20 protein-coding genes and 4 tRNA genes are annotated in these 17,961 nt (G+C 53.5%); 16 read left to right on the forward strand and 8 right to left on the reverse strand.

All coding sequences use genetic code 11. The annotated features are described in order from the left end of the window. Window positions 1–8 precede the first annotated feature (8 nt). The 3 genes from HPY73_07095 (at window position 9) to HPY73_07105 (ending at window position 1,727) form a co-directional block, all read left to right on the forward strand. Window positions 9–118 (forward strand) — tRNA-Met (locus HPY73_07095). 105 nt (window positions 119–223) lie between these two features. Beyond that, window positions 224–1,420: an ArsA family ATPase gene (locus HPY73_07100; GenBank protein QLH75228.1), complete on the forward strand. Its 1,197-nt coding sequence runs from the start codon at window positions 224–226 to the stop codon at window positions 1,418–1,420. Then, a complete protein-coding gene (locus tag HPY73_07105) occupies window positions 1,395–1,727 on the forward strand; it encodes a hypothetical protein (GenBank protein QLH75229.1) in 333 nt (110 codons plus the stop codon). The genes HPY73_07100 and HPY73_07105 overlap by 26 nt, the downstream gene beginning before the upstream one ends. Window positions 1,728–1,752: 25 nt before the next feature. Here the strand turns inward: HPY73_07105 and HPY73_07110 are convergent, their stop codons facing one another. Then, on the reverse strand, window positions 1,753–2,316 hold the full coding sequence (locus tag HPY73_07110) for a CBS domain-containing protein (protein ID QLH75230.1): 564 nt from the start codon (window positions 2,314–2,316) through the stop codon (window positions 1,753–1,755). A 124-nt stretch (window positions 2,317–2,440) separates the two neighbouring features. Here HPY73_07110 and HPY73_07115 point away from each other — a divergent pair, with 124 nt between their 5' ends. From HPY73_07115 to purF, 6 genes are all read left to right on the forward strand, one after another. Beyond that, a complete protein-coding gene (locus tag HPY73_07115) occupies window positions 2,441–3,034 on the forward strand; it encodes a TIGR00296 family protein (GenBank protein QLH75231.1) in 594 nt (197 codons plus the stop codon). After that, complete coding sequence (pyrC, locus tag HPY73_07120; protein ID QLH75232.1) at window positions 3,034–4,314, forward strand: dihydroorotase; 1,281 nt, start codon at window positions 3,034–3,036, stop codon at window positions 4,312–4,314. The genes HPY73_07115 and pyrC overlap by 1 nt, the downstream gene beginning before the upstream one ends. Next, window positions 4,241–5,407: a YkgJ family cysteine cluster protein gene (locus HPY73_07125; GenBank protein ID QLH75233.1), complete on the forward strand. Its 1,167-nt coding sequence runs from the start codon at window positions 4,241–4,243 to the stop codon at window positions 5,405–5,407. Before pyrC ends, HPY73_07125 begins: the two co-directional genes overlap by 74 nt. Before the next feature lie 76 nt (window positions 5,408–5,483). Then, window positions 5,484–5,705 carry a small nuclear ribonucleoprotein gene (locus tag HPY73_07130; protein ID QLH75234.1) on the forward strand — a complete coding sequence of 74 codons (222 nt, stop codon included), beginning with the start codon at window positions 5,484–5,486 and terminating at the stop codon, window positions 5,703–5,705. A gap of 13 nt (window positions 5,706–5,718) precedes the next feature. Then, window positions 5,719–5,886 (forward strand): 50S ribosomal protein L37e, encoded by a 168-nt coding sequence (locus tag HPY73_07135; GenBank protein QLH75235.1) that lies wholly within the window; start codon window positions 5,719–5,721, stop codon window positions 5,884–5,886. A gap of 16 nt (window positions 5,887–5,902) precedes the next feature. Further along, window positions 5,903–7,309: an amidophosphoribosyltransferase gene (gene purF, locus HPY73_07140; protein QLH75236.1), complete on the forward strand. Its 1,407-nt coding sequence runs from the start codon at window positions 5,903–5,905 to the stop codon at window positions 7,307–7,309. Between the two features lie 6 nt (window positions 7,310–7,315). On the opposite strand, the gene HPY73_07145 is transcribed toward purF, so the two are convergent. Continuing rightward, on the reverse strand, window positions 7,316–8,023 hold the full coding sequence (locus tag HPY73_07145) for an epoxyqueuosine reductase (protein ID QLH75237.1): 708 nt from the start codon (window positions 8,021–8,023) through the stop codon (window positions 7,316–7,318). 119 nt (window positions 8,024–8,142) lie between these two features. Here HPY73_07145 and HPY73_07150 point away from each other — a divergent pair. Further along, a tRNA-Ala gene (locus tag HPY73_07150) sits at window positions 8,143–8,215 on the forward strand. A gap of 17 nt (window positions 8,216–8,232) precedes the next feature. Here HPY73_07150 and cysK read toward each other — a convergent pair. Continuing rightward, window positions 8,233–9,147: a cysteine synthase A gene (gene cysK / locus HPY73_07155; GenBank protein QLH75238.1), complete on the reverse strand. Its 915-nt coding sequence runs from the start codon at window positions 9,145–9,147 to the stop codon at window positions 8,233–8,235. Between the two features lie 183 nt (window positions 9,148–9,330). After that, window positions 9,331–9,798: a hypothetical protein gene (locus HPY73_07160; protein QLH75239.1), complete on the reverse strand. Its 468-nt coding sequence runs from the start codon at window positions 9,796–9,798 to the stop codon at window positions 9,331–9,333. Window positions 9,799–9,909: 111 nt separating this feature from the next. On the opposite strand from HPY73_07160, the gene arcC reads away from it, so the two are divergent. Next, on the forward strand, window positions 9,910–10,893 hold the full coding sequence (gene arcC / locus HPY73_07165) for a carbamate kinase (protein QLH75717.1): 984 nt from the start codon (window positions 9,910–9,912) through the stop codon (window positions 10,891–10,893). On the opposite strand, the gene HPY73_07170 is transcribed toward arcC, so the two are convergent. Continuing rightward, a complete protein-coding gene (locus HPY73_07170) occupies window positions 10,886–11,920 on the reverse strand; it encodes a radical SAM protein (GenBank protein ID QLH75240.1) in 1,035 nt (344 codons plus the stop codon). The genes arcC and HPY73_07170 overlap by 8 nt on opposite strands. A 684-nt stretch (window positions 11,921–12,604) precedes the next feature. Between HPY73_07170 and HPY73_07175 the strand changes: the two genes are divergently transcribed. Continuing rightward, window positions 12,605–12,775 (forward strand): hypothetical protein, encoded by a 171-nt coding sequence (locus tag HPY73_07175; GenBank protein QLH75241.1) that lies wholly within the window; start codon window positions 12,605–12,607, stop codon window positions 12,773–12,775. Window positions 12,776–12,841: 66 nt separating this feature from the next. Here the strand turns inward: HPY73_07175 and HPY73_07180 are convergent, their stop codons facing one another. After that, the gene (locus HPY73_07180; protein QLH75242.1) at window positions 12,842–13,564 is read right to left on the reverse strand and encodes a VIT1/CCC1 transporter family protein; all 723 of its coding nucleotides are present in this window, start codon (window positions 13,562–13,564) and stop codon (window positions 12,842–12,844) included. Between the two features lie 58 nt (window positions 13,565–13,622). Here HPY73_07180 and HPY73_07185 point away from each other — a divergent pair, with 58 nt between their 5' ends. Beyond that, window positions 13,623–14,198, forward strand: a complete 576-nt coding sequence (locus HPY73_07185; GenBank protein QLH75243.1) for a DUF998 domain-containing protein — start codon at window positions 13,623–13,625, stop codon at window positions 14,196–14,198. A 27-nt stretch (window positions 14,199–14,225) separates the two neighbouring features. Here HPY73_07185 and HPY73_07190 read toward each other — a convergent pair whose 3' ends face one another. Beyond that, window positions 14,226–15,248, reverse strand: a complete 1,023-nt coding sequence (locus HPY73_07190) for a deoxyhypusine synthase (protein QLH75244.1) — start codon at window positions 15,246–15,248, stop codon at window positions 14,226–14,228. A 193-nt stretch (window positions 15,249–15,441) separates the two neighbouring features. On the opposite strand from HPY73_07190, the gene HPY73_07195 reads away from it, so the two are divergent. After that, a complete protein-coding gene (locus HPY73_07195) occupies window positions 15,442–16,344 on the forward strand; it encodes an amidohydrolase (protein ID QLH75245.1) in 903 nt (300 codons plus the stop codon). Here HPY73_07195 and HPY73_07200 read toward each other — a convergent pair whose 3' ends face one another. Continuing rightward, entirely contained in the window at window positions 16,345–16,911 is a 567-nt protein-coding gene (locus tag HPY73_07200) for a nitroreductase family protein (GenBank protein QLH75246.1), read from the reverse strand. It abuts the gene before it with no gap. Window positions 16,912–17,064: 153 nt separating this feature from the next. Here HPY73_07200 and HPY73_07205 point away from each other — a divergent pair. Together HPY73_07205 and HPY73_07210 are read left to right on the forward strand one after the other, a co-directional pair. Then, a tRNA-Arg gene (locus HPY73_07205) sits at window positions 17,065–17,192 on the forward strand. 174 nt (window positions 17,193–17,366) lie between these two features. After that, window positions 17,367–17,538: transfer RNA gene (locus HPY73_07210), tRNA-Trp, on the forward strand. Window positions 17,539–17,961 lie beyond the last annotated feature (423 nt).

Here is a 17,961-nt window from a genome sequence, read left to right on the forward strand (position 1 = left end):
TAAACAGTGCCGGGGTGGCTCAGCCTGGTGGAGCGTCGGACTCATAGGGAGTTAAGAGACACCACACCCTCGCTCCGAGGAAATCCGAAGGTCATGGGTTCAAAGCCCATCCCCGGCACCTACCTTTGATCTCTTTTCTAGGCCTATTTGCCCTAGTACAATGCTCTGTATCTATGGTCAGTTTCAAGTACTGATCGCATCAATGCACTGAAAAGGTGCACAGTTGAGACTTATAATATATACTGGCAAGGGCGGCGTTGGCAAGACCTCGATATCGGCCGCAACCGCCATCAAGTGTGCGAGGATGGGATATAAGACCATAGCGGTCAGCACAGATTCCGCTCACTCCCTCGCAGATTCGCTTGACATCGAGCTCTCGGGCGAGGTGAAGAGGGTCGAGAAGAACCTATACGCGATCGAGATCGACGTCCTGCATGAGATGGAGACAAGATGGAAGGAACTGGGAAAGTACTTCTCGGATTTCATGGAATCCCAAGGGCTGGACCCGATCAACGCCAAGGAGATGGCGGTGTGGCCTGGGATGGAGCTTATGTCCGCTCTTTTCTATGTCGAGGAGTTCTACAAGACCAAAGAGTATGATGTTGTCGTGATGGACACCGCCCCGACGGCCGACACCCTCAGGCTCCTTAGCTTCCCGGAGGTGTCTGACTACTATTTCGAGAAGGTCTATCGGATATTCAAGAACCTCATAAAGCTGGCACGTGCGACCGTCGGGAAGTTCATGAACGCGCCCCTCCCTTCGAACGCCTTCTTGGAGGACATAGAGAGCATAAGGGACAGGATGAAGCTTGTCAGGGACATCCTCCAGGACCCAGAGATAACATCCATCCGCCTGGTTCTGAACCCCGAAAAGATGGTGATAAATGAGACGAAAAGGGCCTTTACCTACCTTTCGCTCTATAACCTGACCGTCGAGGCCATCGTGATCAACAGGCTCCTTCCTGAGGACAGCTATGATCAATATCCAAGGGAAAAGGTCGAGGAGCAAGAGAAGTACATGGAATTGATCCAAGAGTCCTTCGGTCCTGTCAAGCAGCTGAGGTCGTACCTTTTCAAGACGGAGGTCGTCGGAAGGGATGCATTGAAGATACTAGGGGACAACATATTCGGCAAGGAGGACCCTTCGCAGATCTATTCGACGGAGAAATCCATGCTCATATACAGGGAGAATGGTATGGATATAATATCGCTCAAGCTCCCCTACACCGAGAAGCCCGAGGTAGAGTTATATAAATCGAACGATGTGTTGATAGTAAAGGTAGGATGGTACAAACGCTCGGTCGTCCTCCCTTACGCATTGGTAAGGAAGAACACAACAAGAGCGGAGTTCAAGGACGGGCGTCTGCTCGTCTATTTTGAGGAGGAGGAAAAGGATGCCGAGGAGCAGAAAGAAGTCTGAGGGGCCTATGGAAGAGGAGGGGCCGCAGGTCGAAGAGGATGAGGGGACTGTTATGGACAGTTTCATCAACGCAGAATCCTCGCAGCACCTCCTGAAATCGGGATTGGAGTTCGTCCAGGCGGTCGAGAAGGCGATACCAAAGCGATCGGTGCCCAAGGAGGTCAAAGTCCACATTCACAACATCGAGAAGGAGGTCCTTCTCATGGGGCGTGCCCTGATCGATTGGAAGATCAAGGAGATCGAAAGGAGGACCACCTCTAAGGGTAAAACGAAAGAGCCGAAGATGAAGAAGATCGAGCTCCAGTAAGGGCCTTAAAAGGCTGGTGGTCGGGTCACTCCGAGCCCCGGTCCTCAGCGCATTCAGGGCATATCAGGTCGCCCTCCATCAACCTCAACTGTTGCGAGTAACCACCACATATCTCGCAATAGCCGGAGGTCGTACCGCCCTCTACCATGGACCTACCACCTGTCATTATCCTTGACCATTCCCTCGTCACATCGATCAACGCCGGCGACAGCCTCAGTATGTCATTTTCTGTCAGCATGCCTACCAGTCTACCTTCAGTTGTTACAGGTAGCCGCCTCACCTTCCATTTGGACATCAGCTTTGCCGCCTCTGTGACCTTCGTCTCCGGGCCGATCGTTCGCAACGGGGCCGACATAACTTCTCTTACAAGGACCTTTGAAGGGTCTCTCCCCTCCGCCACGATCTTGTTCACGAAGTCACGTTCGGTCAATATTCCTATCGGGGCGTCCTTATCCACAATGACCAGGCTGCCGACACGGGACGCGCTCATCACCTTGGCCGCCTGCTGAACGGTCATATCCGGCGCACCAGTGCGAGGTCTTTTGCTCATGATCTCCTCGACAAGTATCTCCCTGACGTCGTTCTTCATGATTGACTATTGTATCCCATCGACGATAAACATATTCCACGAGGTTCGGTCGTGCCCCATCGGAAAATGCCCATGTTCCTCCATAAGTGATAAATCCCACCAGGAAAATTGGATACAGATAAGAATGAACGACATCGAGGGACAGACCGCGGTAAGGTTGGCTAGGCAGGCCGTCGAGGCCGAGGTCACCGGTGGTGCCGGAGGGGACGTTTTCCTTCCAAGCAGCTTCCAGGAAAAGCGAGGCGTCTTCGTGACCCTTGAGAAATATCCTGAGATGGACCTTCGTGGCTGCATTGGCTATCCAGAACCCATATATCCTTTGGGCGCGGCGATCATGAGGGCGGCCGAGGCCGCATGCCACGACCCAAGGTTCCCATCGTTGAAGAAGCACGAGCTTACGGAGATCGTCGTAGAGGTATCGATATTGACACCGCCCGAGGAGATAAAGGTCAAAGACAGGAAGCAGCTGCCTGAGATCGTAAGGGTGGGCATCGATGGTCTGATAATGGAGAGAGGTCCCTTCAGAGGTCTGTTGCTGCCCCAGGTGCCGGTCGAATGGAAATGGGACGCGACCACTTTTCTTGAGCAGACGTGCATAAAGGCAGGCCTGACCCCCGACAGGTGGCTCGACCCCGGTTGCCGCGTCTATAGATTCCAGGCGGAGATCTTCGCAGAAGAGGCCCCGAAGGGAAGGATCTCCCGTAAGGAGCTGAAGTGATGGACATAGTGTTGGAAGGGCGTGCCTGGTTCAAAGGCCGTCTTGAGCAATGCTGCATAGGCATCGAGGATGGAAAGGTCGCGGCAGTGAAAAGGAGCCTCGATGGTGATAGGAAATATCATTACGGGGACATGGTCATCCTGCCAGGGGCCATAGACGCACACGTTCACTTCAGGGAACCTGGGTTCACTGACAAGGAGGACTTTTCAACCGGCTCGATTTCGGCCGCCTTCGGGGGCGTCACATGCGCCTTCGACATGCCGAACACCAGGCCCGCAACGGTGACCCTTGATGTTCTCAGGGAGAAGAGGTCCATGGCCAGCAGGAGATCGTGGATCGATTTCGGCCTCTTCGCCGGGGTCACGCCCAACAATGATATGGGGTCCATGGCAAAGGAGGCGATAGGCTACAAGATGTTCATGGGCTCTTCCACCCAGAGCATATTGGTGACCAAGGACGAGGACATCAAAAGGGCGCTCGAGGTGGCAAAGGAAAAAGGAAAGGTGCTCAGTGTACATGCGGAAGAGGAGCACATGATCAAGAAGGACCTCGCCACATCATTGGCGGACCACGCGGTCAACAGGCCTTCGAAGGCGGAGGCATCGGCGATCGAGAGGCTAGCCAGGCTCAATGAACAGACAAGGGTCAACATATGCCATGTGTCGAGCGTGGAAGGCATGATGGCATTGAAGGGCAGGGCGTTCATCAAAGAGGTCGCCCCGCATCATGCCCTTCTCGACCTGGACTTTAAACTTGGGGCGAAGGGAAAGGTCAACCCTCCTTTGAGGCAAGGGACGGACCGCGATGCCGTCCTCGCCGCTTTCCAGCAGGGAAGGTTCGATATCTTGGCCTCTGACCATGCCCCTCACTCGCTGGAGGACAAGGCCCAGGAGTTCAATTCCGCACCGTCCGGGGTACCGGGGGTGGAGACGATGGTCCCGATCATGCTATCGTTGGTGAAGAAAGGGAAGTTGGACATGTCCGTTCTGGTGAAATGTGCGGCCCATAACCCGGGGGACATATTCGGTCTGAAAAAAGGAAGGATCGAACCTGGGTATGACGCGGACCTGATGGTGATCGACCCTGGAAGGACCACCAGGATCAGAGGAGAGGACCTGCACAGCAAATGCGGTTGGACCCCTTTTGAGAAATGGGATGCGATCTTCCCGGTCTCGGTGTTCCTGAGGGGCGAGGAGTTAATAAGGGATGGGAACATCGTGGGCGAAAGGAAAGGAAGGGACGTCATTGCCTCTCAACAGCTATCAGGTCGATCTCAGTGAGCTCGATGGTAAAAAGTTCTCATGCCTTGACGGATGCGGGCTCTGCTGCCTATGCCAGCCCGAGCTGTTAGAACAAGAGGTGACCTATTTCCGAAAACATCACTCAGACAGGCTGGTGGCGAAAAAACACCCTCATAAGCACTTCGCGCTGTCGTTGAAGAAGAAGGTCGGCTCCTGCTCCTTTCTCAACAACAGGCGCTGTGATATATACAACATGAGGCCGCACTATTGCAGACAGTTCCCCTTCCACATCTATGTGGGCAACAGGGTCCAGGTCGAGCTTGACCTTTCCTGCAGAGGAGTTTGGGCCGATAAGGGGGAGGATTGCACCTCCATAGGTGCCAGGTTGATAGCTGATAATGATCGCGCATTACGCTCGACCTTCGAACAGGCCGATGAGGTCCACAGGCAGTTCTTCAAGAACTGCCTGGACATGGAGTGTGACTGCAGGCCCACTGAGCTAAGGTCCGCCTTTGCCAAGATAGTGAGCAACATGTCGGACCTATCGTTCATATCCTCGCTGCTCGAGGCGTCGGCCGAAGAGGAAAAGGTAGAGATCGGTGCTCTGAGGTACATGCCCCTCGATGGAACAAGGATGAGAGAGCTGAACGAGGCGGCCACCGAGGCCGCGAGGGACTCCTTGGGCTCTGCAGACCCGTTCGACGCTCCGATATACCTTGCGGAGGACCTCAGCTGGAACCTTTTCCGTTTCGAGGACGAGATGATAGAGAGATACATTCTCACCGATGAGGGCGACCTGGACCACATCAGCAGCATAGACCCTTCCTCGATCGTCCTCAAAGGTGCGCTGCCCGATGGAAAAAAGGTACTTGAGGGATACATCGCTATGCTGAACAGAAGGGACAGCATTTTGGGCAATGCGTACTATCTCATGGACGAATACGCCTATGAGGATTATATGTCGAACATTTATACCGGTGTACTTGCCACCTCTGCCCTCGAGGTGCTCTGGAGGGCGTCCCTTATCTCCAACGTGTTCGGAACGGAGCTCGACGCAAGGGGAATAAGAGAGGGAATAATATACTACGACATGGACCGACTGGACGCGCCGACCATAGGCGCCTTCATCTGATGCTTGGACAGAGTTTGAATGGCCATCATTTACAATAACCTTCAAATAGTGAAGGGTTCATCGGGAAAAACGGTGCATGAGCTTGCAGAAACCTCTGAACGTCCTCAACCAGGCGATCAATAAGCAGGTCATGGTGGAGCTGAAGGGAAACCGCGAGTACCGCGGCGTTCTGGATGGCTACGACCCGCACATGAACCTCGTACTTAAGAACGCCGAGGAGCTCATCAAAGGGGAGGTCGTCAGGAAGCTCAACATCACGATCGTCCGCGGGGACAATGTCATCTTCATTTCACCATAAGGAGTTGTAATCAATGACGAAGGGAACGGCAGCGCACGGAAAGATGGGCGACAGGAAGACTCACATCCCTTGCCGCAGGTGCGGCAGGCGTGCCTACAACGTCAGGTCCTCCGTTTGCGCTTCATGCGGATACGGGAAGACCACCAAGATCAGGCACTATAACTGGGCAAAGACGCACTGAGCCCGAGGTTCACATAATGCAGGACGCGCCGAAACACTTCTGCGGGGTTGTCGGGTTCGCATTGTCCTGTGACGCCGTCCCCCACTTGAAAAAAGGACTTAGGGTCATTCAGCACAGAGGTCAGGAGGCCGCAGGCATAGCGGTCTCCAACGGCAGGTCGATCCGATATCTGAGAGGGATGGGCCTTGTCCATGAGGTGCTATCGGGCCACAATTTCAACGCCCTGAGCGGGAACAAGGGCATAGGGCACGTCCGCTACAGCACGACCGGTTCAAGCTGTTCCGAGAACTGTCAGCCTATAACCGTGACCACGATGGCCGGTGACATCGCGCTTGCTCACAACGGCGACATAGTAAATGCAGACAAATTGAGACAGAGGCTCCAATCAGAGGGCTGGGCCTTCCTCACCACCACCGATTCTGAGATCATAGTGAGGATGATGGCCACAGAGCTCTCCATGAACCCAGACCCTGTCCGGGCCATCAAGAATGTCATGAAGGTCATCGAGGGGGCCTATTCATTGACCATACTCGTCGGCGACAGGGTGTTCGGTGTAAGGGACCCTCTGGGCTTCAGACCGTTATGCATAGGAAGGTTCCCGGAGGGATATGCGTTAGCGTCCGAGTCGGCGGTCTTCGATGTCATGGGCGGCGAGTTCGTAAGGGACGTCGCGCCGGGCGAGATCGTAGAGCTGACCCATACAGGTTTCACCTCGACCAAGACCCCGAGCCCTTCCCACAGGGCACATTGCATGTTCGAATGGGTGTACTTCGCGCGACCCGACTCCGTTCTTGATGGAAAGGAGGTGTACCGCGTGAGGAAGAACCTCGGCCACATACTCGCCAAGGAGCAGCCGGCCGATGCCGACGTGGTCGTGGCCGTCCCTGACTCAGGTCGCGCGCACGCCCTCGGGTTCTCTGAGACCTCGGGCATACCATATGAGGAAGGGTTCATGAAGAACCGATACATCGAAAGGACATTCATCATGCCGGAACAGACACAGAGGGACGAGGGGGTCCTTCTCAAGCTGAATCCGATCATCTCCACGATGAAGGGGAGGAGGGTAGTCATCGTGGACGACTCCATCGTGCGCGGAACGACGATGAGGAAGATAGTCCAGATGACAAGACGTGCCGGAGCGAAAGAGGTCCATGTCCGTATAGGATGTCCTCCGATAATAGCCCCATGCTACTATGGCATCGACATGAAGACGAGGGAGCAGTTCGCTGCGATCAATCGCACTTTCGAGGACATAGCGAGGTTGATCACGGCGGACAGCGTTGGATACACGTCCTTGAAAGGCCTCGTCCAGGCGTTAGAGGTAGATGAGAACGACCTTTGCCTTGCCTGTATAACCGGCGAGTATCCTACGAGCATCGCTGGTGAGAAGATGAGGTTCCAAAAGAAGCTCGAGCTGTCCTAGGACCGCTCATTCTTCCTTTCTGCGGCCGTACGGGCAGATGTACAGGCACATCCCGCACACCTTCAACATGCCCTGGTTCTCCCTCTGTTTCAGATATCTGTCGCATTTGTAGGCATCGAACCTTGCCTCTCTTGGCTCACCATCGATGTACTCGCGTCCCGTGAAAGCACCGACCGGGCAGGCGTTGACACAGGCCGTGCACTCGCCGCATCTTGAGGCCATGGGTCTTCCGGAGGCCTTCAGGGGCGCATCTGTGAGGACCGTCGCCCATCGGACCCTCGGCCCTCTCTCTGGAGTAACAAGAAGACAACTCTTCCCTATCCATCCCAGCCCGGCAAGGTGTGCGGCCATCTTGTGTGACACTACGCCCCTGAGCTCTTTATCGTCCGCAACGGCCGAGGCGGCGACCGGCATGGCCCTATGTCCTGCCCTTTGGATCACCGTGGCGATCCTCGAGGCCAGAGCATCCAATCGGTCATTTATGATATCATAGGCATGGGTCTGATAGGACACCGCCGCCCATTTATCATCCCTGGATGGGACAAGGTCGACGACATCGTCCATAAGAGATATGCCTATCGATATCGCAAAATCATATGGCGCAATGTCCAGACCGTAGCTTATCCTCTTTTCCTTGTGAGGCCTCAGGTCGGCTATACCGAAGAGGTCATATTCCCCTGATATTGACCTCTTTATCGCGCCCTCTAATGACATAAACATGAAATCTGTAAAGTTGATGATAATGTTTGCCGATGTGGCCCCCAGTCCTAATTTAATATGCCAGGCTGAAGTAGGAAACATTTAATTATGACAATCATGTTGCCAATCCCACCGGGCAGGTAGATCAGTTGGAAGATCGCTACCTTGGCATGGTAGAGGCCGGGGGTTCAAATCCCCCCCTGTCCACTTCTCCCTTACATTTCTCACACTGAGAACAGGTTCGTGCTCAGATACTTCTCTCCTCTGTCGGGGAATATGGTCACTATGACTCCTTTGTCGATCTTTTTAGCTATCTCGACGGCGGCGTACATCGCGGCACCGCTGCTCATTCCAACAAATATTCCCTCCTTCTTGACGATCTGACGGGCCATCTCATAGGCGGCCTCTGTCTCGACCATGATCGTGACATCTATCTGGTCGGGATCATAAATGGCCGGGACGATGGCCTCCTCCATGTTCTTCAGCCCTTGGATATAGTGCCCTTTAACTGGGTGGGCGCTCACTATCTTGATGTTGGGGTCATGCTCCTTCAGGGCCTTCCCTACCCCCATTATGGTCCCAGACGTTCCGAGCGCAGAGACGAAGTAATCGATCCGTCCGCCGGTCTGCCTCCATATCTCATCCCCAGTGGTCTTGTAATGGGCCATCTTGTTGTATTCATTTGAGAACTGGTCGGGCATGAAATATTTGTCAGGGTTCTTCCTGACCAGCTCCCTGGCGAGCCTTATCGCCCCGTCGGTGCCATATCTGCCCTCGCTCAATGTGACCTTCCCACCAAAGGCCTTGATCATCTGGCGTCTCTCCACCGACACGCTGTCGCTCATGACGATCTCCACGTCGTAGCCTTTGATGGCCCCGATCATCGCGAGGGCCACTCCAGTGTTCCCAGAGGTCGGCTCGATTATGGTCTTACCTTTCTTCAGTTTACCCTCTTCCTCGGCCTGCTGGATCATGCTCAGGGCTATCCGGTCCTTTATGCTCCCAGTGGGATTGAACCCTTCGACCTTGGCATAAATGGTCGCCTCTTTGTTAGGATTGAGCTTGTTGATCTTGACCATGGGCGTGTTGCCGATGGCATCCAATATTGTCTCCTTGACATCTAGTGATGACCTTTTCATGTCCTTCTCTCGCGGTGTAATCGGGGAGCTTGGATAATAATTTGGTCCCTGGTCCTGCAATAGCAGGGACGAAGGCAAGGGCCCATCTGTTGGCGATCATGCCGATGACCAGGGGTAGCACCGATGAACATGCTCTATGGAAATACCCTGACCTCCTGATCTGCGAACTTGAAGGGCCAGATCTCACCGGGCCCCTTTGTAATATCTTACGTTGGCAGGAAGCATAAGAGCGATAAAAATGGCGACACCAAATGCCACTGTGAAGTAGGTGGCGGCGAAATCCAGTCCGATCAGGTAACCTTCCACGAGCAGCCAGGCCACGAGGATCACCATCAGCGATAGTCCTCCGGTCCATGACCAATGCCTCCCTGTCATCTCGCTGGCCCATTCGAAGGCCATCTCTTTCCTGGTAATGGCGCCATAGGCCAAAAGTAATGGGCCTATTCCATAAATGCAGAAAAGAAATAATCCTACCGGCAGGAAGCTGTTGAACGGGACCTTTTCACGATATTCCTCTGTGAAACCAAGAAGGCCCCCCGAGGGGTCAACGATGAGCATAACGCCCGAGACTATTCCCATGATACCATAGATGACGAGGAGAGCCGTCAGCAATAGGACCGTCCAGGGCCTTTTATTCTCTGTATATTTCACACACCATCAACGCTTGGACCGTTATTATAGCTACGCTTGACAACTTGGCACCGGTCATGAAACATTCATACACCTTGCGCTTGAATGTATGATAGAAGAGGAAACCAAATGATGAAGGCATGCAGGGAGGGAGGCCGCGTTGTAAAGAGCATGATGGTGGCGCTCGGCGGCAATGCCATCCTCCGTTACAAGGATAGGGGTACCGCCGAGGAGCAGCTAAGGAATGTGAGACGGACGGCAGCGACGCTCGTGGATATGGTCAAGGAAGGTCGGATGATCGCGGTGACCCATGGAAATGGCCCTCAGGTAGGCGACATAATACTGAAGAACGAACTTGCCAAGGGGCGACTTCCGATGATGCCTGTTGACATCTGCGGTGCCGAAAGCCAAGGCATGATCGGGTATATGCTGCAGCAGTCGTTGAGGAACGAGCTCGAGGATAAAGACATGGACATACCGGTGGCCACCGTGATAACACAGACCGTCGTCAATCCCAATGACCCCTCGTTCGAAAGACCAGAGAAGCCGATAGGTCCTTACTACACGAAGGAAGAGGCGGAACAGATCATTGCAGAGAAGGGCTGGTCAATGATGGAAGAACCGGGTCGCGGTCATCGGAGGGTCCTTCCATCACCCAGGCCATTGGACATAATAGAGTCGGACATTATCCGGAAGATGTTCGATAGCGGGACGATCGTGATCGCCGGCGGAGGGGGAGGGGTCCCCGTGGTAAGGGATATCGACGGTCGGTTGAAGGGAATAGAGGCCGTCGTCGACAAGGACCATACAGCGGAACTGCTGGCCACCTGCCTCGGTGTGGACACCCTCCTCATCCTTACCGATGTGGACAACGCCTACGTTGACCATGAACGACCAGGACGAAGGCCGATCGGGAAGATCGGAACGAGGGAAGCAAGAAAATTGTTGTCAGAGGGGCATTTTGGCAAGGGCAGCATGCGGCCGAAGGTCGAGGCCGCCATCGATTTCGTCGAGGCAGGAGGAAGACTCTGCATAATCACCTCTCCAGAGAGGGCAAGGGATGCATTAAGGGGCGAGGCTGGCACCATCGTTCTAAATGATGTTGATGTCAGATGAGATCAAGGTCGAGCCCCCTGGCATGTTGGACCGCTCTATCGAACTCATCTGAGGTTATGTACCTGTCCATCCCAGGGAACGAGGAGGCCAAGTACATAGGTCGATATTGGGCCATGATGTTGACCAAGGCCCCAGGGATATTGTCCTTTATCCATTCCAGGGCAGGCAGGGTACAACAGTCGACATGGCCTGGCAATACAAGATGTCTCACTATCACCTCGGCCTGAGAATATGCTATCAGATGGTTCCTCGTAACCACCTCCATGTACCTGTCCACCATCGATAACCGTTTTCCGCATTCATCGTTCCCATATTTCAGGTCGGTCAGATACACATCCACGACACCGTCCAACAATCTCATGGCCTCTTCCGTCAGGTACATGTTCGAATTCCATACCTGGGGGATGTTAGTTGAACAATGGCAGAGGGTCTCTAGGATGAAATGGAGGTCTGGTGTGGGCTCCCCCCCGACCCAGTTCACGTTCTTGGCCTTCATGCTGAAGCGGCGTCTCTGCCCATCTCCAGATGCCATCTGTTCGATGATATCGGCCATTTTACGTGGTTCAATCTCACTCCCAGAATACGGGTCTGTACTGATATCATGGTTCTGACAGTAGATGCATCGGAGATTGCATCCTGAGAAGAAGACAGTAAGAGATGGTACCAGGACATCCTCCTCGCCCATGTGCAGGAATGCGCTCGATATCCTAGGTCCGAGCACTCCGCACCTGCCCTTTTTTCCCGACGCCCTGTCGACACCGCACCTATGCTCACAGAAACGGCAGCTCCTTATCATGTCCTTCGCTATGGATAACTTGAGGTCAAGGAGGTTGGGCCTCTTGATCTGGACGTCTCCATCGGTCTCGATCCTTTTTTGAAGGTCGGACATCATGTCGTAATGCAATCTCACCTTCTCATCAAGTGAGAGCTGGATATGATCATCGACCTGGACAGACCTGCAATGAAGATATCTCGCCGAGCTTTTTCCATTGAGTATCTGTCGGTATCGAGCTAGGCCGGGGGGCATCGATATGAACGTGGTGCAACATCATATTGAACCTTTTCCCTTCCCTCAGTCGCTCATATGGGGCACGTTCGGGCCGTCTCCGGTCCGGTCCTTTTGATATCCCTTAATCTCATGATGCGCAGGTTTCTCAAACATCACAGAGCGGACAAATTTCATTCAGGACGCTGGCGGTCCAGAACTCCGACTTTTCTAACAACAATATAGATCATGCTGTTCGTCCTTGGGCCAATAAGAAATGGTCAGGTCTCCACCTTATGAAAGCATGTGATATCACCCTTCTTGGAATGCGCATCGTTCTTATCGACCCTATTCACACCGACATCTTAGATTCCGAGTGTCATCGTTTGTTTATGACTAATTTTTTACAATTGTTCCATAGAGAATATTTTTATATTTAAATCGTTAAATTTTACACATTTTAATTAATAACGATCCAAATCGAACGATATATCAGAATGTATTTAACCATCGTAGTGTGAAATTAATAGTGACCACGAGACCGTGGTACCGAGGTGAAGGAGAGATGTCGGCCTTCATGGTCGTTTATCCGGGCCTTAAAAGGCGCTGCCACCTTTGGTGTTGATTTTTTTTTATCCATGGGCATCAGCGCACCTTAGGGCCAGAGGCTATGAAAGACGTTGTCATCCAGAACCTGGGGAAAAAACAAAATGGAGGACGAGGGCGATGCTCTACGACAGGGTGCTCCAATGCGGAGAATGTGGTTATATATGGGAGGTCATGATCGGGATGAAGATGCTCCACATATGCCCCAAATGCGGCTCACGGGACGTTTTCATGCCGATGTATGACGGTACCGTTGACCACGACATCCTTGACCCGCATCTCTTCTCATGAGAAGCGAGGTAGGTGAAGGGTGGGCTGCATCGATGTAGTGGCAACGCCATAATCCCGATATGCATGTCAACCTCCCACGAGGGTGATTATCGTTATCATTACTACCCCGCTCATTGCCATTATCACCCCTGCTTTGAACCTTGGCCCCCTCACCCTTCCTGCCCAGACGTATCCGATGAAGAACATTATTACGATCCCGATGATGTTGCTCAGTATTATAGGGGTCAATAGTCCGATCAGGAAGATATGCGGGATGAGGACAGGGAGCGCGGCAAGAACGTAAAGAAGGAACGAGGCCACGGCTCCGATGACGTCCCACCTGTCCAGGCCTGACCTGACAGGTCTGGTCTTCTTTGAATGCATGTAAATATCATCAACGATCTTGCGCCTGTCCTCAGGATGAAGGGCAGAGACAACAGTACCTTCCAGACTCGCATCTATCATCTCCTTCGCCTCTTCCTCGGTGAGTTCCCTCAAGGAATGGAGGTCGCTATAGGCAGCGTTCTTGTCCACAGCCGCCCTCAGAAGGTATATGATAGAGTCGGAGATGCCCCATGCAGCGTTCACCAGGAGGGTCGCGGTGATCACAAAAGCGTCGGACTCCCTGCCATCCAACGTGAACCAGAGGGCATTGGTCACCGCAAGGGCGGTTATCACCCCGTAAACTATCTCCGAGAGCGTATCGCTAGGCGTGAGCACGGTAAGGAGAGAGCGCCCCCTGCCCTCCATTTTCTTGCCTAAATGCCCCTTCCTCATTGAAAGGATGTGGGGTCTTTCCGTTCCGGTCATGTCATCTAGACGACCACATGACAGCAATGATTATCACCCTACCGGTCAAATGTCGGGCATGAACCTCAGGTCTAAATCGGGCCTGCTGATCTTCATCGGCGCGGTCCAGTTCTTGATACTCATGATCATAGCCGAGACGCAATATCCTGGATACAGCGCTTCTGAGAACTATATCTCTGACCTTGGCCTCTGGGAGTATGATTCCGCGTACATATTCAACCCATCGGTCTCGCTGTTCGGCGCATTGGGCATCTGCGGTTCTTACCTTCTCTTTAAAAGCACCGATCGGAAGACCTTTCCTGTGCTGCTGATGTTGTCGGGCGCAGGGGCGGTCGGTGTCGGTATATTCAATGAGGATGTGGAAGGCGTGCATTTCATCGTCTCGGCCATCGCGTTCGGGTTCGCTGGGCTCGCTGCAATATCATCGATACAGGTCTTTCCGCGCACGATCGGGGCTGCAGGTCTGGTCCTCGGGACCCTAAGCCTGGTGGCCATGGCCCTGTACGTTTCAGACACCTATCTGGGGCTCGGGCCCGGAGGCATGGAGCGCATGATATTCTATCCGGTGATGGGATGGGTCCTGGCGATGAGCGGCCATCTGATGTCGGCCGAGATCAGCACGAAAGAAAAATGATGGTCCTGGCCCAGCTGTAAGGAGTACTCATTGTCCGTCCAGGAACTTCGCCCAGGCATGCCTTTTCCGGCCCTTCCAGTCGGCATTGTGATAGACATAGCTGAAGATAAGGGGGACAACGGTCGTGGCCTCAGCGTAGACCATCTGCTCATAGGTGGTCTGGACCTTCCCCCAGGAGCTCGCCTCTTTCAACGTTGAGCTGGAGCAGGCACCATCCCTCACATCCGCCACGGTTATCTGGACCGCGTACTGGTGCATCGGGACCTCGACGCCGAGGCATTCTGCGCAGACGACGGTGTCCTGTGCGAAGTTCTTTGGGACCCCGCCGCCTATCATGAACAGCCCCGTGGTCTTGGCGGCCATCTTGATCTTCGTCAGCTCGTAGAAATCCTTCACCGAGTCGATGGAAACGTGCTCCTTGGGATGCTTATGCTGATGCATCACCAGTCCAAAACCCGCGCTCGAGTCCGAGAACGCCGGGCAGAAGATCGGGACATCATGTTTGTACGCGAGCTCGACCAACGACCCCTTCTTCTTGGCATTCCTCGTCAGATAACGCCCCATCTCCCTGATGAACTCCCTGGAGGAGTATGGCCTTGGCTCCAGCCTGTCCGCTATCCTTTGTACCGTGGCATCGCATTTCTGCAGCTCCTCCTCATCGATGAAGGTGTCATAGATGCGGTCTATGTAATTATCCCTCAACATATGGTCGTCGATAAAGGGCGTCCCATGATAGTGCTTGAAACCTAGCGCCTCGAAGAAGTCCATGTCCACTATCGATGCACCGGTGGCGACCACCACATCGATCATGTTATAACGGACCATGTCGGCATAGACCTGCATGCAGCCTCCGGCCGAGGTGCTTCCGGCCAAGGTCAATATCGTCGTGCAGTCCTTGTCCTCGAGCATCAGCTTCAGGATGTCGGCGGCCCTTGCTGTGTCTCTTGAGGAGAAAGACATCTCGCGCATGCTATCGATGATCGGCGTGGAGTCATACTTCGTCGCGTCAACATGCTTGACCTCCTTCCTCAACAGATCCTTTTTCTTCATGGTCTCACCTCGGGCCTTTCACTTCTTGCCTCGATGTCCTAAGTACTAAGTGAAAGCTCGCATTGATGAAATATTGGTACATCTCTTAAAATTATCATCTCCTTCGACCGTCCAGACAGCCTACGGTCCAATCTTATAGTCTACCTCTTTTTTAATGGCAAGATATAAGTCGTCCCTCCATCGATGTGGCCTGTTGAAGCGGATGATGATCGATTCACATGTCCACCTTTGGCTCAGGTCCATGCTTCCGGACGAGATCATAATGGCATATCTTGAGCCCTGGCTTGCGCTTTCGGACTTCCTTGACCTGAAGAAGGACAAGGAGGACATGTTCCCTCAGTCCCAGGTGAGGCCGGAGAGCCTTTTGGAATCTTTGGACTCCGCCGGGGTCGACAAGGCCATCATACTTCCATTGGATTTCGGGGTCGTGGCCAAGCCCAAACAGGATGTGGAGGAGTACAATGATTGGGTGTTCGAGAGCTGCGCGCGATATCCCGACAGGCTCATCGGGCTCATGGGGATCGACCCCTCCAGGGGAGAGCAGGCGATATCGCTCATGAGGAAATACCATTCCAAGTTCGAACCAAAGGGCATCAAGATCTATCCCCCGACCGGCTGGTACCCTTCCGAGGAAAGGATAGCGGCCTTTTGGAAGGAAGCCAACGATATGGACCTAACTGTCGTGACGCATGCCGGGGCCAGCTGGGGGCCTCTCCAGGAGGAGAGGAGCAGACCGTTGCACATGAGGCCCATCCTCGAAAGATATCCGGACCTGAGGGTGGTCATCGCACATCTGGGGGGGAAGTACCGGAACGACACCTATGAGATGGCCCCTGAATTTCCGAACATGTATACCGATTGTTCAGCCCTGCAAGGTTGGCTGCCGTCGGAGCCGTCGGTGGTCATCGACAGGCTGAAGGAGGCGGTCACGAAGGTAGGGCCTGACCGGGTCATGTTCGGCTCTGATTGGCCGCTTTTTGACCTGAACTATCCGTATCAGAGATGGTGCATGTTCATGCGGGAGGAGATGTATTGCGATGAAGGGACGAGGGAGAAGATACTCGGCCTCAACGCAAGGCGCATCTTCAGGCTCTGATCAGGTAAGAGGCACGCCCCACTCATCCTTGAAAAAGTTCTCACCGATGGGCTTGCGCACCGGTCGCTCCGCCTCCGCCGCTATCTGCTTCTCCGACATCAAGGACATGTCGGTGTCAGGGTAGCCACATATGACAAGGGTAATCACTACATACTCGTGAGGGACCTTGAGCACCTCCTTGACCTTCAGCGGGTCATAGCCTGCTATGGGATGGGCTATGATCCCAAGCTCGGTCGCCTGCAGGAGCATCTGGCCCACCGCAAGGCCACATCCGAACAGGAAATAATTCCTATTGTCGCTCAGCTGGCAGTCGTCGTCCTGTTTGGCGCACACCGCGAGGACCATAGGCGACCTTGTGGCCCATCTGTTCCCCTTCGTCAAGGCCTCCTTGAGAGCGGCAAGTCTTTCTTGGCCTCGTACCGCAACCACCCTCCAGGGCTGTTGATTGTTGCATGACGGGGCCAACCGCATGGCCTCCACCATCTTGCCAAGGAACTCTATCGGAATATCATTGGTGGATATCGCCCTCTTTGCCCTCCTTTTCTGCACCGCCTCATCGACATTCATAGTTCCACCTTCGATAGTATCCTACCAGACCGGACATAATGATTACGGGTCATGACGAAGCCATGGTCCATCAGGGATCGTCCGTCCTCGAAAAGAGGAGCGCCTAGAAGGACCATAAAGATTTAAATGCGAGCAGGCCATCGAGGGGGATGCGGGCCCGTGGCTTAGCCTGGATATAGCACTGGCCTTCTAAATCGGTCCTACGGGCCCGATGAGGTGAGCCAGTGGTCTCGGGTTCGAAACCCTGGAACAACAGGGCGAAACTCCCGACGGGCCCGCCATAGGCATAAGTTAATAAACGCCGATTCAATCAGGGCAAAAATATTGGTGACTGAATGAAGAGAAGTTCACGCGCCTGGAAGAAGAGAGGCAAGCAGCGCTGGAAGTGGCGCAAGAAGAAGATGAGACGCCGCAAGCGTGCACAGAAGATGCGTAAGCGTTGACGCTGAACAACTGGGGGTATGGGGTAGTCAGGTATCCTCGCGGGCTCCAGTTAATTGGGTGTGATTGCTAACGGGTTTTCTGATCCGGTGATGAGTAACTGGAGCGATGACCCATTAGTTCGCGCAGGGTAGCTCCCTGCGTGGAAGAAACCCGCTGATCTGGGTTCAAATCCCAGTGCCCCCACATTACAATCAAGGTCCAAGATTTCTAAACCTTGGACGTTTTAATCGATTTCTTTGATGTAATCTTTATAGACTATAGCTTAATAGCTTAAGATAATTGAATTATGTCCCGCTCATCTCATTGATGTTCCCCCCCCTTATTTATCATACCGTCCGGTCATTAATCACACTTGCTATGCGACAACATTAATCCTTTACAATATGGCCAGTTTATTAAAAGAGACCGTACTAGACGGTCCCGAACCAAGATAGCTTTACCATCTTATCTCCCGGCCTTAATCAAAATTTTTATTATCTCTCAAAACAAGGACATTTAAGGCAGATAAAAAACCTCATCAAATGCCAAGAGACGCTCCGAGAGGACTGTCATGTTGGAAGATGACCATGGTCCATACAATGTATGGCGATCCATGTCAGTGAGAAC

The organism is Methanomassiliicoccales archaeon (genome assembly GCA_013415865.1).
Lineage (GTDB): Archaea > Thermoplasmatota > Thermoplasmata > Methanomassiliicoccales > UBA472 > MVRC01.

Coding starts and splice junctions, on each gene's coding strand:
- HPY73_07110 (QLH75230.1), bottom strand. CDS start 2,316: ATGAAGAACGACGTCAGGGAGATACTTGTCGAGGAGATCATGAGCAAA.
- HPY73_07180 (QLH75242.1), bottom strand. CDS start 13,564: ATGACCGGAACGGAAAGACCCCACATCCTTTCAATGAGGAAGGGGCAT.
- HPY73_07130 (QLH75234.1), top strand. CDS start 5,484: ATGAGCTTGCAGAAACCTCTGAACGTCCTCAACCAGGCGATCAATAAG.
- HPY73_07105 (QLH75229.1), top strand. CDS start 1,395: ATGCCGAGGAGCAGAAAGAAGTCTGAGGGGCCTATGGAAGAGGAGGGG.
- HPY73_07145 (QLH75237.1), bottom strand. CDS start 8,023: ATGTCATTAGAGGGCGCGATAAAGAGGTCAATATCAGGGGAATATGAC.
- purF (QLH75236.1), top strand. CDS start 5,903: ATGCAGGACGCGCCGAAACACTTCTGCGGGGTTGTCGGGTTCGCATTG.
- HPY73_07185 (QLH75243.1), top strand. CDS start 13,623: ATGAACCTCAGGTCTAAATCGGGCCTGCTGATCTTCATCGGCGCGGTC.
- HPY73_07190 (QLH75244.1), bottom strand. CDS start 15,248: ATGAAGAAAAAGGATCTGTTGAGGAAGGAGGTCAAGCATGTTGACGCG.
- arcC (QLH75717.1), top strand. CDS start 9,910: ATGAAGGCATGCAGGGAGGGAGGCCGCGTTGTAAAGAGCATGATGGTG.
- pyrC (QLH75232.1), top strand. CDS start 3,034: ATGGACATAGTGTTGGAAGGGCGTGCCTGGTTCAAAGGCCGTCTTGAG.
- cysK (QLH75238.1), bottom strand. CDS start 9,147: ATGAAAAGGTCATCACTAGATGTCAAGGAGACAATATTGGATGCCATC.
- HPY73_07170 (QLH75240.1), bottom strand. CDS start 11,920: ATGCCCCCCGGCCTAGCTCGATACCGACAGATACTCAATGGAAAAAGC.
- HPY73_07175 (QLH75241.1), top strand. CDS start 12,605: ATGCTCTACGACAGGGTGCTCCAATGCGGAGAATGTGGTTATATATGG.
- HPY73_07135 (QLH75235.1), top strand. CDS start 5,719: ATGACGAAGGGAACGGCAGCGCACGGAAAGATGGGCGACAGGAAGACT.
- HPY73_07115 (QLH75231.1), top strand. CDS start 2,441: ATGAACGACATCGAGGGACAGACCGCGGTAAGGTTGGCTAGGCAGGCC.
- HPY73_07125 (QLH75233.1), top strand. CDS start 4,241: ATGGGAACATCGTGGGCGAAAGGAAAGGAAGGGACGTCATTGCCTCTC.
- HPY73_07200 (QLH75246.1), bottom strand. CDS start 16,911: ATGAATGTCGATGAGGCGGTGCAGAAAAGGAGGGCAAAGAGGGCGATA.